A 15726-nucleotide genomic window follows, 5' to 3' on the forward strand; every position below is an offset into this window, starting at 1 on the left:
TAACGTAAAAAATTTAAAATCATGAGCACATTAAGAAACAAAGTACAGTTGATTGGTAATCTAGGAAACGATCCTGAAATCATCAATCTTGAATCAGGAAAAAAGTTGGCAAAATTTTCTATCGCCACTAATGAGAGTTACAAAAACGCAAAAGGCGAGAAAGTAACGGACACACAATGGCACAATGTTGTCGCTTGGGGAACTACCGCTAAAATTGCGGAGAGCTATTTGACCAAAGGAAAGGAAGTCGCGGTTGAAGGCAAATTAACTTCTCGCAGCTACGAAACTAAAGATGGTGACAAACGCTATATAACCGAAATAGTTTGCAGCGAATTGATGATGTTGGGGAAATAATTCGATTGAAAAGTGAAAAAAGGCTCTCATTTGAGGGCCTTTTTTTATGAATGAACTTTAAAACTTAAATAATTCGTAAAACTTTCTTCTACATGTAACTCTTTAACTAGGCTTTAGTACTTTTATAGAAACGAATTTTTCATACGATGTCCACACAACCAAAATTGACACGTTTTAAGCAAAATGTGCTCTCCAAATATCAAATTTATAATAGCATCTTTATGACGCTACCTTTTGACACGATCACGAAAACGGGCGCACTGCTACCTCTATTTCATGAAACATGTACCAAAGGTTTTGACCAAGGTGACAATCCTACCACCATAGTTGAGACGTTCTTTAAAAAATACCAAGCAAGACGTTCCAGTGAAAGCCAAATCAATCTACTGTTTCGTTTTATTCAATACATTGAGCGACAAGTAGTATTGTTTGACGCAATTGAAGATGCTGCGTTCCCAATTGTGAACAATATGGACGGCATAGGAACCTTGCGTAGTTTGAAAGAATCGGCAAGCTCCGAGCAGAAACTCGAGACTTTAAAACAATATCTTGAAGAATTTAAGGTGCGTATTGTGTTGACGGCGCATCCTACTCAATTTTATCCTGGAGCGGTGTTGGGCATCATTACAGATTTGACTGAAGCCATCAAGAAAAATGATTTGTTGGCCATCAATGATTTATTGGCGCAACTAGGTAAAACACCGTTTTTCAAGCATACAAAACCTACACCTTATGATGAAGCTGTCAGTTTGATATGGTATTTAGAGAATGTATTTTATAAATCCTTCGGAATGATTTTCGATTATATTCAGCAAAATATTTTTGAAGATAGGCGGCTTTCAAATGATATCATCAATATTGGTTTCTGGCCTGGAGGCGATAGGGATGGGAATCCGTTTGTGACACCTGAAATTACCTTACGTGTAGCAATGCGACTAAAGCATACCATTCTCAAAAATTATTATAGAGACATTCGCCGACTGAAACGACGCCTGACCTTTAAAGGCGTAGAAGCTCAAATGACAATGCTCGAGACGAAATTTTATGAAAGCAGCATCCATCCTGAAGCCAAACACGCCATCGCATTTGAAGATTTTGTGTCTGAATTAGAATCCATCAAAAAAATCATCATCGAGCAGCATCAGTCGTTGTATCTTGACGACATCAATAGCCTCATCAATAAAACCCGATTGTTTGGGTATCATTTTGCAACGCTTGATGTTCGTCAAGACAGCCGCGCCCACAATGCGGTATTCACTACTATGGTGCAGACATTGATTGATTCTGGTAGCAAAATTTTTCCAAAGAATTATCTTGAACTTTCTGAAGAAGAACAGGTAAAAGTCCTTTCAAATGTCAAAGGAAGTGTCGATTTGAACTTGATAAAAGACGAAGAGGTTTTGAAGGCGCTCAAAACGATGAAGGTCATCAAAACCATTCAAGAATCGAATGGTGAGCAAGCCTGTAATCGGTACATCATCAGCAATAATCAAACGACTTTGAATGTTATGCAATTATATGCTATGCTGAAATTGGTCGCGTTTGAAGAAGAATTGACTGTCGATATTGGGCCTTTGTTTGAAACCATTACCGATTTGGAAAATGCGCCAAAAGTGATGGAAGACTTATATACAAATCCAACGTACAGTAAGCATTTGAAAAAGCGTGGCAATCGCCAAACGATTATGCTGGGCTTTAGTGATGGTACCAAAGATGGTGGTTATTTGATGGCAAATTGGGGGATTTTCAAAGCCAAGGAACGTCTCACGACGATGTCGCGAAAATATGGTGTCACGGTCATCTTTTTTGATGGTCGAGGTGGGCCACCAGCTCGTGGTGGCGGAAAAACGCACCAATTCTATGCGTCCTTGGGCCCAACTATTGAAGACAAAGAAGTGCAATTGACCATTCAAGGGCAAACCATTTCGTCCAATTTTGGAACTTTGGATTCGTCACAGTACAATCTTGAGCAATTGATAAGCTCCGGAATTTTGAATCGTTTGAATGAAACAAATCTCAAAATGAGCGATGCCAATACCAAAGTGATGGATGATTTGGCGCACAAAAGCCACCAGGCTTATGTAAATTTCAAGAGCCACCCAATGTTTGTACCTTATTTGGAGCGTATGAGTACTTTGAAGTATTATGCAAAAACGAACATTGGTAGTCGTCCGTCAAAACGTGGAAAATCTGATAATTTGGTGTTTGAAGATTTGCGGGCCATTCCGTTTGTGGGAAGTTGGAGCCAATTAAAACAGAATGTTCCTGGATTTTTTGGCGTTGGAACTGCGCTGAAAGTTTATGAGGACAAAGGCGAATTTGACAAAGTAAAGCAACTCTACAAGGAATCAAACTTTTTCAAAACCTTGATTGAAAACAGTATGATGTCCTTGTCAAAATCTTTCTTTGGTTTGACAAAATATATGGCAGACGACCCAGAATTCGGTGAATTCTGGAACATCATTCACACAGAATATGAAACCACGAAACGTTTATTGTTGAAACTGACAGGATTCAAAGTATTGATGGAAGAAGAGCCTGCAGGAAAGGCTTCCATCGATGTTCGAGAGTCGATTGTCTTGCCTTTATTGACCATTCAACAATATGCTTTAAAGAAGATTCAAGAACTTCAAAAGGAAAAAAATTCAGACAAGGACCTTTTGGAAACCTATGAAAAATTGGTTACACGCTCGTTGTTCGGTAATATCAATGCGAGTCGTAATTCGGCTTAAAACTTAAAATAAATTTGGATTTTTGGTCAGAAAGAGTTCATATTTGCAACACAAATGAGAAAATCAATAGTACATAAAGCACCTGGTTCACTGTTTAGTCAGTGTGATTATCGCGGAATTGAGATGGAAAATCCATTCCTCACAGGACGTTTTGTAACTATTTTTAAGCATTTAAGATGATGATTTAAACCAAAAAATCTATATAGTTAACAGGCGTCCAAGAAATTGGACGCTTTTTTTTTGAAAAAATTTGAATATAAATAGTCAAAACTAAAATATCAGAGATTGAAGAGTAAGCAATTAAGAGACAAATAGTTGCAATTTCACTCAAGCATCTGCAAGCTGCGGACAGGGAAATCTATGTATTAAAATTTACATAAATAATTGATAATCAATAAATTAATTCAAAAATTTATTTGCGTAATTAAAAAATCGTTTTAATCTTTGCATCGCAGTTTTCAAAAAAAACAAAGACTGCATCAAGATTAAATATCAAACAAAAAGAAGCCATGCTAAACATACGTCCAGCATTTAAAACGAAAGGATATGACCAAGAGTCATTCACGCGGCTTCGGTATTTTCTGTAGATAATTACTTTCCAGAGAAGAATCCGAAGCAAACCAACTGTTTCGGATTTTTTATTTCAAAAAATCAAGAATACATCAATCTGAACAGTTTTAGAGCGCACGAAGGTCGTGTGGCTTTTAAACAGTAATTAAGTCATTGAACACAATGGAAACTAATTTAAACAACAGGTATTTGTTCCGTGCTTTGGAGACATACCCTTGGGAGCTTGAAAAAGCGATGGAAGCTTTGAACTATGCCTTGTCGTACGAACCAGAAAATGTGAAAGCACTTTGTTTGATGGCAAAGGTTCAAGTAGAGCAAATGGGTGATTATGAAGCAGCAAAAGAATATTATGAAAAAGCTTTGGCTGTTAGATTGGATATCCCAGATGTATATCCAGATTACATCAGGCTTTTGGTTAACTATGAGGATTTTGAAGAAGCCCAAAAGTTGATTGATTTTGCCCGAACCGTCAAAGGTATTGACAAAGCAGGTATTGAACTTGCACAAGGTACTTTGTTTGAAGCCATAGGCGAATTTGAGAAAGCTGAAACTGCTTTGGCAGAGGCAAAACAATTTGCAATGAACAATGAGTTCATACATTTTGTAGATGAGGTCATTTCACGAGTGGTCAAGAAAAGACAGGCCAAAAACAACAAGGCTCGTGAGAAGGAGGTTCTTCAAAAGGAAGAAGCAGTGAGAGCTGATAAAAACTGGCTTCTAGACCGTTTGAATAATTTGTTGTAAAAAATCGGCGAACAAGAGTTTGCCGATTTATCGGGAATTCGTCAGAGTTGGAGAGCTGAAGCAGACTGTAAATCTGTTGTTTTAAAACTGAATAGGTTCGAATCCTATAATTCCCACAAATAGTACCGTAGCTCAAAGGTTAGAGTACTCGGTTGTCTCCCGAGGAGTTGCGAGTTCGAATCTCGTCGGTACTGCGAATGCTCCGTTAGCATAATGGTTAGTGCATCTCACTTTCTATGAGAAGACAAGGGTTCGATTCCCTTACGGAGTTCAGAATTGAAGTATAGCTTAATAGATAGAGCACCAAGCTTTTAACTTGGGTGGTTTGGGTTCAATTCCCAATACTTCAACCATTAACCTTATAGTGTAATTGGATAGCACGCAAGGCTACGGACCTTGCAGTATGGGTTCTCCCGAAGCATCGGGACTATTGAGGTTACGAAAAAGTGTTCATAGTGTAACGGCTCGCACGGAAAGTATCGTCTTTCAAGACCAAGTTCGACCCTTGGTGAACACTTAAAAAAGGAACAGTAGCAAAGTGGGTCATTGCGTCGGACTGAAAATCCGAAGATATAGGTTCGAGTCCTGTCTGTTCCACAAAATAAGTTCATTGAAATGAGATGAAGTATTTGAAATTGCTTCATCATAGAAAAAATCGTCATCATTTATGGATGACGAGGCGGCTTATCGTCTTTAGATAAACTTGGTAACAAGGATAAATCTGTACACAGGCACTGCGTACGGAGACTATTTACTTTTTGGGAATAGTGCAGGTAAGCAAGCAACAAACATACATTACTATAAGCTAGGGGCGACCGCTGAAGCGCATAAGGATGTATAGCCGACTCATTTAGGCTTGAGATGGAGACATCAATAGGAAAAGTTGTAGTAAAGGGTTACGTAAAGGTCATCCAGCCTTGCGGAGCGTTTTGCAGTACTAGAGTTACCCGACAAGAAATTGTTCGGTAGCTTAACACACCGTGTGTTGGGAAACACACAAGGAGAAGGTTGGTATTTTGTAGGCAAAAATCTACGAAGCCATTTCCGAAGCTCTTCTCCTAGGTCAACACTTTTGTGTCTAGGTTCGATTCCTAGTAAAAGAATTTCCTTCTTTTAGCTTATTGGTTAAGCAAAAATCGCAAAAGACTTCGGGCATTGCAGCAGCTAGTAGTTGCCTAAACCCATTGCAAGATATGGGACGTTAAAGGTCGCAAGCCTTTATCGTGCGGTGAATATTCTAATAGGCCGCCCTGAAAAGGGACGCCTATGAACGGTGAGGGAGCCAACCCTCGTAATTGCAAAGCGTGGTCAATGAACCACTATGCAGGCCGAGTCTAAATTGCCGAACAGCTGCAGTGTATTCTGGCATCGGACAGATACGTGATTTCCAAAGCAACGGAATGAGCGTGGAAAACTAGAGAACGCGAAAGCGATAATCCTAGGAAAGTTTGTCCAAAAGCGAAGGTATTCCCAGCACGCTTTTTTAAAATATTAGGCCTCTTTAGCTTAAAGGGAAGAGCTGTGGTAAAAGATTTTGATTCGAGACCATGGAGTGATTGGAAGATGTTGTTAGCGACGCGCTTGCTAATGAATAGAATTTGCAGAAGCACCGAAACATAAGTAGGGAAGCGCATTTGGAGCCAATCTGTTTGCAAAGGCAAAAGTACCAGTTCGAATCTGGTAAGAGGTACATAGATTCCTGCCTGCGCAGGAATGAAAATATCAAGCTGGTCTTGTTGGGTGTTTCTGTATGGCACTATTGTATGAACGGTTGCGGTTTCGTATCACGCTTTCATATCCAACCAGACTTGGAGGTTTCGGCTGTTTTCCAAAAAATTGTCTCGGCTCTATCGGTCGTGGGTTCGATTCCCACCGGGACCACCATGTATACAGATAAAATGGTCCCGTAGTTCAGTGGTTAGAACAATAGAATCTTTTTTGCGCAGGTTCGACTCCTGCCAAGGCGCCCTATAAGTCCTTGTAGCTCAATGGCAGAGCACTACGATGTTAACGTAGCAACAGGGTTGAAGAAACCCACCAAAGCTTATCATCTTGTAAAACTGATAGTAAGCAGTCCGTCACACTGCTCAATAAAAATTGACAAAACAGAAGATTGTAAATCGGCAGAGATTTCTGTTCATACAGGAATTGAGCAATCTTAAAAGTACCTTGAAATACTGATTTTTAATTGCAGACATTGCTACTGTAAGTTATTCAGATTATTAATCAAAGTCATTATAGACTTACGCTTTTAATCCCAATAACCAACACTGGCTTTCGACGCTTTTAATATGAGTAGTTCCGTACTGGCAAGATGATTTACAATCGACTGTTTTTTAATGAAAATCGCGTGTGAACTACGTCAATAATAAACTTCAAAATCCGATGAACTCGTCATCGCTTATTGAAGCGGACAACGCCTCCGTTACGGGATTGTCAACAGATTTGTTTAATTTAAAAATGTAAGAACATGAAACGAGTAAGAATTAATGCAGGAAAAGTGGGATTGGTCTTCAAAAATGGAGACTACCAAAGAGTGATTACCCAAGGTACACACTGGTTGTTTGGTTTCAACCTTCAAGTGTTGGTGTATGACCTTTCAAGTATTTTCATTGCTCCAATAGCGTTGGAACTCTTGCTTAAAGACAAAACGTTGGAGGCAATGTTGGACGTTGTTGAGGTCAAGGATACCGAATTGGTTTTGGTTTTTGAAAACAAGAACCTTAAAACCGTTTTGACATCTGGTCGCTATGTGTACTGGAAAGGATTGGTCGAACGCGAGTTCGTCCGTGCCGATGTAAGCAAGATTTACATCACCGAGAAAATAGATAAGGCGCTTTTCGGTAAGACTATGTTGAGCCAATACATCCGAGCTTTTGAAGTCGCTGCCTACGAAAAAGCAGTGCTTTTGGTAGATGATGTGTACACAAAAACCTTGGATGCCGGAACTTACAGATTTTGGAGGAACGACACAACCATCAAGATTGCAAAAGTCGATTTGCGTCAATTGCAATTGGAAATTTCAGGTCAAGAATTGTTGACCAAAGATAAGGCGGCTATCCGTATCAACTTTTATACACAGTACAAAGTGGTCGATATCGAGAAAGCGCTTTTGGGAAGCAAAGACTATGAAAAGCAATTGTACATTGCCATGCAGTTGGCATTGCGAGGTTATGTGGGTACTTACACTTTGGATGAGTTGTTGGAACGCAAAGAAGACATTGCCGAGGCAGTCTTCAAGGATGTTGCCACACAAGCATCTGAATTGGGTGTCAAGGTTTTGAGCTGTGGTATGCGTGATGTGATTTTGACAGGTGAGATGAAAGACATCATGAATCGTGTTTTGATTGCACAAAAGCAAGCGCAAGCCAACATCATTACCAGGCGAGAAGAAACCGCTTCTACTCGTAGCTTGTTGAACACTGCGAAGTTGATGGAGGAGAATGAGATGTTGTTCAAGTTGAAGGAGATGGAGTATGTAGAAAAAATTGCCGAAAAAATCGGTGAAATTACCGTCTCTGGAAATGGTGGAGTTGTCACTCAATTAAAGGAGATTTTCTCTGGAAAATGAGTATTTTAAGGGCGTAACCACGCTGAAAAAAGCGTGGTCGCGTCTTTCGCTGTATCTTTTGCCCAAAAGGCAAAAGGATGCCGCTTCAACCGCTTACGCGAAAAAATTCAAATTGAAACAAACTAAAATGTCAACAAAAATTAACGGTCAAACCCTTATCAATTTGGGTTTTAGACAAGGAAAGTGGTTCAAGGAAGCTCTTGACCATATTAATACAAATAGATTGGAAAACGAAGAGATGCTTGCTTATTTAGAGCAGTTCAAATTGCCAGAACCTTTAGAGTTGCATGCGCAACCTATTGAGTTTGCCATCAACATCAAGGCAGAAAATGAATTGGAAGCAGACAATGTCAAAGCAGTTATCAATTCGATGCAAACCTTGATGAAAACGCCCACAATGGTCGCTGGTGCTATTATGCCCGATGCCTGTCCTGCAGGTCCTGATGGAACAATTCCAGTAGGTGGTGTGGCAGTGGCTAAAAATGCCATTCATCCTGGTATGCATAGTGCCGATATTTGCTGCTCTGTGATGCTCACGGATTTTGGGAAAGCAAATCCAAAAGACATTTTGGATGCAGCCCATGCCAACACACATTTTGGCCCTGGCGGACGTGAAAGAGATGCACAATTTAGGTTTCCAATGGAATTACTCGAGGCGTTTGAATCCAATTGGTTTTTGAACGATAAAAGAACCATTCAATTGGCTCGCGCCCATTTGGGCACACAAGGCGATGGCAATCATTTTCTTTTTGTAGGAAAATCCAAACAAACAGGAAACACTATGTTGGTCACACATCACGGGTCTCGTGGTGCTGGTGCTGCCCTTTATAAAAAAGGGATGCACGTGGCTGAAAAGTTCAGAAGAGATTTGTCGCCAAAAACCTTAAAGCAAAATGCTTGGATCCCGTTTGATACCGAAGAGGGTCAGGCATACTGGGAAGCCTTGCAAATTATCAGGGATTGGACCAAAACCAATCATGAGGTGATTCACAATTCGGTTTCTGAAACTTTAGGAATTGCGATTGAAAATCGTTTTTGGAACGAGCATAATTTCGTGTTTAAAGACGACGATTTGTTCTATCACGCCAAAGGTGCCACACCCTTGGATGCTAAATTTATGCCCGATATTACTGGGCCTAGGTTGATTCCTTTAAATATGTCTGAACCGGTTTTGATTGTAGAAGGTGCGACTACCGCTACCAATCTCGGTTTTGCACCACACGGCGCAGGTAGAAATGTGAGCCGTACGCAACATAGAAGAACCAAAACAGGCACTACTATGCAAATCTTTAAGGAAGAAACCCAAGGTCTTGATGTGCGATTTTTTTCGAATGAAATTGATATCACCGAGTTGCCAAGTGCCTACAAGAATGCCCAAACGGTGAGGAACCAAATGGACGAATTCGGTCTTGGTACAGTCATCGATGAGGTGATGCCTTACGGCTGTATCATGGCAGGCGATTGGGAAAAGAACGCGCCTTGGAGACAAAAGCGTGAAAATAAAAGAAGGCATACACGTTAATGCCTAAAGAAAAAGAAGCAGTCAATGAGTTATTGGCTGCTTTTTTTTATTTCAATTGTTACAATTCCTTTAGATATTGAATTAAAAATGCAATGGCAACACTGACCATAAGACCAATGTTCACTTTCCCGAGGTCCTTTGCAATGATGATGTAGGTGTATTTTATCTTTTTCTTGTTCAAAAAATAGGTGATGGCCAACTCTCGACCTGCTAAAATTCCAATAAAAACCCAAGTGGTACTCATCGGAATCGAATTGAGATTACCAAAAACAAAAAGGAAAACACCATAAATCAAATCAATAATTGTTGCAGAGCGAATGTTCTTTGTATTGGCTTTCTGATTGACAATTTCTTGAATTTTCCCTCCACGTTTTCTGAAAATATAAGCCATAATCAACAAGATGACTGCCAAGGAAATCAATAATTCTTCCAATGCCAATTGTCTCGGGAGAAAGACAAAAATATTTGCAAAATCCTGTATGAGCCATTGCGACCACAAAAAACCTGTAGAAAACCATTGTGCAACGAGCCAGTAGTGTTTCTTTTTGTTTTTATCGAGTTTTTCAATGGCAAAAGGTGATTCAAGCTTTCGTGTGATGACGACATAAACAATGATTGCAAAAACAAATGACAATGCATACCCGTAAACCGATTTCAAAATCATTTTTTCAATTACAACTCCAGAAGAAAAAACACTCAAAATCATAAAAGTAGTGCTCACCGGAATTCCCATTCTGGTAATGATAAGCAATATTACAGGAGCTAGCAGATACCACCATTCCATATATTCTGGTAATGGAATTGTGTTCAATCGTCCGTAAGACACATCACCACCATTCGTGGACCATCCGTAAAATAGTGTAGCAGTGAGAATGCTTATGGCAAACAGCCAGAGCCACCACCATTTTACCTTAAAATTTGAAGAAATGAACGTGCCAAGGGTTTGAATGACATCGTTTGCAATCACGGCATAAGCCGAGATAATAAAACCTAGATAAGCTATTGCCGTTTCCATAGATATGGAATAAAAATGATGGCAAATGTAACTGATTTCATCGTTCGCTGATGACGTCGAGATGAAATTAATTTTACTCTTTATCAAAAATTTAACATTGATATTTATACATTTGTCACCTAATCTATTGTAGATGTTCGGCTTTAAGAGTTTAATTCTTAATCTTTTTGCAGGTTTGGTGTTGATGTTGAATCAAGGCCAAGCGACGATTCCTCATTCACAAGGGTCGGAAAATGAAGCCAGCATCACCACAAACGATTATAAAGGCGCTGCCATAATTGAGTCTGGCACTCATCTTTATCAAATTTTAGATAGCTCACAAAATTCAAAACTACCTTTTGCAAGGTTTTTTGAGGCCCAAATACAAGCATCAGCTAGTGCTCACGAACCAACTTTATTGTACTTCTCCATCGGTAACGCTATCGAAGTGGAGTTTACTTCAACAGCTATCATTTTTCCATTCCACTGTTTTACATAATTTGAAATCGTACATAAACGGTTTTTGAGAAGTGTTTCCAAGTCTTTTGTAGGAAACGTGCTCTATTCAATATTCAAATTATAATTTAAAATATCAAAAAAATGGAAATATCAGAATGGGTGATAACAATGCTTATCACTGTGTTAAGTTTATTCCCTTTTGTGTGGTTCACATATTTGGGAAAAAAGAGAATGTCTAAAGGAAAAAAAGCAATCAATGAATTGACAAATGCTCAAAATCTGAACTTCAATGTCAAGGAACAGTGGAACAATAGTTTTATTGGGATTGATGAGCAACAGAAAGTGCTATTTTATGCGAAAGTGAAATCAACAGAAAATGAATCGCTTCGCATTGATTTGAACAAAGTCAAATTATGTAAAATTCACAAGGAAGTGAGAGAATTCAAAAGAGAAAAGAAGGTAGAATCTGAATTGCAAAAGCTCGATTTGGAACTCGAACTTTATGGAAAATCTAATCTTACTGTCAATCTATACGACATCGACGATAATCTTTCGGAAGATTTTGAGATGAAACGTGCGGAATTGTGGCAAAAACTTATTTTCAAAAACATTCCCAAAATGACAGCCAGTAGTTCTGCTGCTTAATTAGAACTGAATTTAAATGAAAAAAATCCCAAAACGATGTGTGTTTGGGATTTTTTTATTTGACAAATAACGAATTCTAAATCATCTCAAACGAATACTAAATCCGCTCCAATAGGCCGAACAGTAGCTGGTACATTTGATGAAAATCAAATAATCATTAATACTGTTCAAGATGAAAACAATACTATTACTATTCACATTTTTCTTTACAATTGGAGTTTTTTCTCAACAATCTAATGCCAGTCCATATCTCGAAGTTCTATCAGAAAATGCCAATATTCCATTAAAAGAAAGTAAAGCGAAGGTCGAAATATCAGGAACAATTGCTCACGTAAAACTCACTCAAATCTATCAAAACAAAAGTGCATCCGCTATTGAGGCAAAATATGTTTTTCCTATGTCTACGCAAGCTGCTGTTCATAATATGACAATGAAAATTGGCGAAAGAATTGTCAATGCCAAAATATTTGAAAAACAGCAAGCTGAAAAGGTCTATAACGATGCTGTTAAGGAAGGAAAGCGAGCCGCAAAATTGGATGAAGCTCGACCGAATGTTTTTCAGATGAAGGTAGGCAATATTATGCCAGGCGATGAGATTGCAATCGACATTTATTATACAGAAATGCTAGTACCTGTCAATGGCGAATATCAATTCGTAGCTCCTGGTGTTGTCGGGCCACGTTTTACAGGTGAAAGTTCATCGAATGAAGAAGCTTTTAATACGCCATACACTAAAAAAGGCATTGCAGACACCTTCAGGTTTGACCTACAAGTAAGTATTAATGCAGGAATGATGATTCAAAATGTCAGTAGTCCATCGCATAAAATCAATGTTAACTATTTGAATGATAACGCTTCATTTGTGTATTTGTCAAAAAGCAATACAAATCCTGCCAATCGAGATTTTATCCTGAATTATAGTTTAAGGGGAAAAGAAATTCAATCTGGATTGTTGTTGTATGAACATAACGACGAAAAGTTTTTTGCCTATGTGATTGAACCTAGTCAGAAAGTGACCATGGAGCAATTACCATCACGAGAATATTTATTTATTGTGGATGTTTCTGGTTCTATGAACGGATATCCATTGGACGTTGCAAAAGAGTTGATGCGTAATTTGCTTTGCAATCTACAACCAATGGACACTTTTAATGTGCAATTGTTCGCTTCAAGTTCAACAATATTTAGTGAATCGCCAGTATTTGCTACCAATACAAATGTTGAAAACGCCATAAGATTTTTATCAAACGGTCAAGGTGGAGGTGGCACTGAACTTATCAATGCATTGAACACTGCGTATCAACTTCCGAGGAAAGACCAAGGAAGCGCTCGCTCTATGGTTGTGATTACCGATGGTTATGTGAATGTTGAAAAAGAAGCATTTCAGCTCATTGGCAACAATCTTGATAAATCAAATGTTTTTACGTTTGGAATTGGTTCAAGTGTCAATCGTTATATCATTGAAGGTATGGCGAAGGTTTCCAACAGTCAATCTTTCATAGCCACAACTTATGAAGATGCCAGAAAAGTGGCAGAGGAATTTAAAACCTACATTCAATTACCATTATTGACACAGGTAAAACTGGAAGCGAAAGATTTTGAAATTTATGATGTACAACCTTCAAGTATTTCAGATGTGTTTGCGTCTCGTCCAACGATGGTTTTCGGAAAATATAAAGGTGAAGCCAAAGGCAAAATAATTGTAACTGGTTATCAAGGGCGTAAAAAAATTAAACAAGTTTATGATGTTGCCGACGGCGATTTGAGTAAAAACAACAAAGCGTTGCGCTATCTCTGGGCACGCAAAAAAATAGAACAACTGGATGATTATGCGACTTCATTTAATGACGATGTGAAGGAGGAAGTCATCAGTTTGGGTTTGCAGTATAATCTTGCAACACGTTTTACATCTTTTGTTGCGGTTGATGAAGAAATTGTGAACGCTGATGGCAAATTAAAAACGGTCAAACAGCCGCTTCCAATGCCTGCAAATGTTGAAAATTCTGCCGTAGGTGCAGCAGGAGATATTTCAAATGTTTCAAAATATGCTAAATCATTCAAGATTGAAATTATCGATAACTTCAAATCAAAAACCCAAGAAAGACAATTTCAATTATGGTTCAAGGCGAATTATTCTGTGCTGATAAAAAAGGCTTTAAAATCCAATTCTAAATTGAGGATTGAATTCCATGAAAATGGCAGCATCAAAAGTGTCGAAGTCTGGAAAAATGAGAATTGGCAAGAAGATTCACAGCTTACAAATGATTTTAAAAATGTTGAAACAAAACATTCTAACGTCATAATTCCTACGCTTATTGAGGTGAGTTTTTAGTTAGTTGATTTAGTGTTGTTTGGCGCAGTCGCATTGAGTTGTGGCTGCGCTTTTTTTGGTTTCATAAATTTTCAGAAGTACTCGATTCTACGCTTACTAAACCAATCTCAACGAATACTAGAAGCGTCCAAATTAACATGGCATTCTCCAGTAATTTAGAGGTAGAAATCAAATAATTAAAAACGTTTATCATGAAAAATACAGTCAAAATACTTATCCTGATTCTTGGAATTCAATTCATTCATGCACAAGAATTCATGACTGATAGCACCTATTCTGTGGTCATCAGTGAACATTCAACTGATAAAGAATCTACACATTCTATCGCTTCCGTTGTGTTGACCGATTATCCGGAAATCGTGCTGTCTTCATTTCAGGTGGAGTCTGCCAATAGAATAGAACACATCCGAGTGCAAAGCCTGAAACAGCCAGAGCTCAAAGATGTAGATGACATTATTCGGGTGGAATTATCCTATTCTGAACCCTATTTTTATACTATTTCACAATATGTATTGATAACCAATGAAGTGGAATCCATTTTATTGCCAACCATTGTGAATATTGGAGATGCATCTTCAACTTCAGAAACCATTTACGTATTCCCAAACCAAATTTTTGGTAACGTAAACAAAATCATCAAATTGGAAATTGTTTATAAAGAATCGTTCAAGGTCGATGAAGTAAACGTACTTCAAAATTATGCCTGGAATGATAGTGATTTCGGGAGTTCTGTGTCAAATTTTTAAAAGCTTTATACGATGAAAAATCTAAAACTAACACTGTTGGCATTTTTGACGCTTATCGTTTCTTGTGAAAACGATGAACCAGAAAACGTGACGCAACAAATTGACAAAATCGAGATGCAGTCTGTAGTTTTTATAACAGGCATAGATGAAGATGACAATACATTTTATAAAAATGCCAAAACCCATTTTAAACAACAACAATTGACTATTGTTGAAGATGTCAGTTCTATTGAAGATGTTATTTTGTGGCTCAACGCCCATTACGATGGCAAAAATTATGACAATATCCATATCGTGAGTCATAGCAATGCGTGGCGAGGTATAGCATTGAGAACCTGTGAAGATGGTGAACGGATAACATTTAAGTCGCTGAAATCTGTGTCGTTCCCAAAATTTGAAAATGGTGTTTCAGATGAAACCAATATCATTTTTCATTCCTGTGGTTTGGGAGCCAATAAAGATTTGATGAAAGCCTTAAAAATTGTCTTTTCTTCTGATGTGAAGCCAAACTTATACGCTTCCGAATTTTTCAATGTTTTTGGTGGTAAATATGCTTCTCATTACTTGGCGCAGCCATTTTACGTGTTTTATCCAACTGCACATTCACCAGGAAATATAACGCTTTCAGATGAAATTGCACATTCATATCCGAGCGTTTCCATCGATTGGTTGACAGCTTTGGAAACAAGAAAAGAGACAGAAGCTGGCGTGCCGTATTCATATCGCTTTAATATTCCTGTGAATTGGGATATCATTTTTGATGATGTCAGCGACATTCCAGAATTGACTTCGGCCGATGATATTATGGATTTCATTCTTGAAAATGAAGATTTGTCAATGGCTTTGTATGAATTGGGAATTCCGATGGACAAGTTTCGTTGGGACAGTATAAGCCTTGAAAATGTGTTGACCATTAAAGGAAAAACTACAGTTTTGTGTGTTTTGAATCCTGTGATGGATACGTATGTTCCGGCAGAATATTCCATTCCTGATATCGAACATCCTAGACTATACACCAAATTTTAAAGCATACGCACTAACTTTAGTTATATTTGTT

12 protein-coding genes and 6 tRNA genes are annotated in these 15726 nt (G+C 38.3%); 17 read left to right on the forward strand and 1 reads right to left on the reverse strand.

What is annotated here, in order from left to right:
• Positions 1–21: 21 nt before the first annotated feature.
• The 12 genes from M0G43_RS03640 to M0G43_RS03695 all read left to right on the forward strand — a co-directional run bounded on the left by M0G43_RS03640 (position 22) and on the right by M0G43_RS03695 (position 9493).
• Positions 22–354, forward strand: a complete 333-nt coding sequence (locus M0G43_RS03640) for a single-stranded DNA-binding protein (protein ID WP_248023579.1) — start codon at positions 22–24, stop codon at positions 352–354.
• 146 nt (positions 355–500) lie between these two features.
• Positions 501–3086 (forward strand): phosphoenolpyruvate carboxylase, encoded by a 2586-nt coding sequence (locus M0G43_RS03645; protein WP_248023580.1) that lies wholly within the window; start codon positions 501–503, stop codon positions 3084–3086.
• A 732-nt stretch (positions 3087–3818) separates the two neighbouring features.
• Positions 3819–4400, forward strand: a complete 582-nt coding sequence (locus tag M0G43_RS03650) for a hypothetical protein (RefSeq protein WP_248023581.1) — start codon at positions 3819–3821, stop codon at positions 4398–4400.
• A 32-nt stretch (positions 4401–4432) separates the two neighbouring features.
• Positions 4433–4516, forward strand: a tRNA-Tyr gene (locus M0G43_RS03655).
• 5 nt (positions 4517–4521) lie between these two features.
• Positions 4522–4594 (forward strand) — tRNA-Asp (locus M0G43_RS03660).
• A gap of 5 nt (positions 4595–4599) precedes the next feature.
• A tRNA-Glu gene (locus M0G43_RS03665) sits at positions 4600–4671 on the forward strand.
• A gap of 6 nt (positions 4672–4677) precedes the next feature.
• Positions 4678–4753 (forward strand) — tRNA-Lys (locus M0G43_RS03670).
• 171 nt (positions 4754–4924) lie between these two features.
• A tRNA-Phe gene (locus M0G43_RS03675) sits at positions 4925–4997 on the forward strand.
• A 1308-nt stretch (positions 4998–6305) separates the two neighbouring features.
• Positions 6306–6365: transfer RNA gene (locus M0G43_RS03680), tRNA-OTHER, on the forward strand.
• 23 nt (positions 6366–6388) lie between these two features.
• The gene (locus tag M0G43_RS03685) at positions 6389–6562 is read left to right on the forward strand and encodes a hypothetical protein (RefSeq protein ID WP_248023582.1); all 174 of its coding nucleotides are present in this window, start codon (positions 6389–6391) and stop codon (positions 6560–6562) included.
• A 308-nt stretch (positions 6563–6870) separates the two neighbouring features.
• Positions 6871–7971, forward strand: a complete 1101-nt coding sequence (locus tag M0G43_RS03690; RefSeq protein WP_248023583.1) for a slipin family protein — start codon at positions 6871–6873, stop codon at positions 7969–7971.
• Between the two features lie 127 nt (positions 7972–8098).
• A complete protein-coding gene (locus M0G43_RS03695) occupies positions 8099–9493 on the forward strand; it encodes an RtcB family protein (protein ID WP_248023584.1) in 1395 nt (464 codons plus the stop codon).
• A gap of 58 nt (positions 9494–9551) precedes the next feature.
• On the opposite strand, the gene M0G43_RS03700 is transcribed toward M0G43_RS03695, so the two are convergent.
• Entirely contained in the window at positions 9552–10508 is a 957-nt protein-coding gene (locus M0G43_RS03700; RefSeq protein WP_248023585.1) for a hypothetical protein, read from the reverse strand.
• Positions 10509–10641: 133 nt separating this feature from the next.
• Here M0G43_RS03700 and M0G43_RS03705 point away from each other — a divergent pair, with 133 nt between their 5' ends.
• The 5 genes from M0G43_RS03705 (at position 10642) to M0G43_RS03725 (ending at position 15695) form a co-directional block, all read left to right on the forward strand.
• Positions 10642–10986, forward strand: a complete 345-nt coding sequence (locus tag M0G43_RS03705; protein ID WP_248023587.1) for a hypothetical protein — start codon at positions 10642–10644, stop codon at positions 10984–10986.
• Between the two features lie 101 nt (positions 10987–11087).
• Entirely contained in the window at positions 11088–11591 is a 504-nt protein-coding gene (locus M0G43_RS03710; RefSeq protein ID WP_248023588.1) for a hypothetical protein, read from the forward strand.
• 172 nt (positions 11592–11763) lie between these two features.
• The gene (locus M0G43_RS03715; protein WP_248023589.1) at positions 11764–13923 is read left to right on the forward strand and encodes a VIT and vWA domain-containing protein; all 2160 of its coding nucleotides are present in this window, start codon (positions 11764–11766) and stop codon (positions 13921–13923) included.
• A gap of 191 nt (positions 13924–14114) precedes the next feature.
• Positions 14115–14669, forward strand: a complete 555-nt coding sequence (locus tag M0G43_RS03720; RefSeq protein ID WP_248023590.1) for a hypothetical protein — start codon at positions 14115–14117, stop codon at positions 14667–14669.
• 12 nt (positions 14670–14681) lie between these two features.
• On the forward strand, positions 14682–15695 hold the full coding sequence (locus M0G43_RS03725; protein WP_248023591.1) for a hypothetical protein: 1014 nt from the start codon (positions 14682–14684) through the stop codon (positions 15693–15695).
• Positions 15696–15726: the final 31 nt, after the last annotated feature.

It is taken from the genome of Subsaxibacter sp. CAU 1640, assembly GCF_023156585.1.
Lineage (GTDB): Bacteria > Bacteroidota > Bacteroidia > Flavobacteriales > Flavobacteriaceae > JBPOFM01.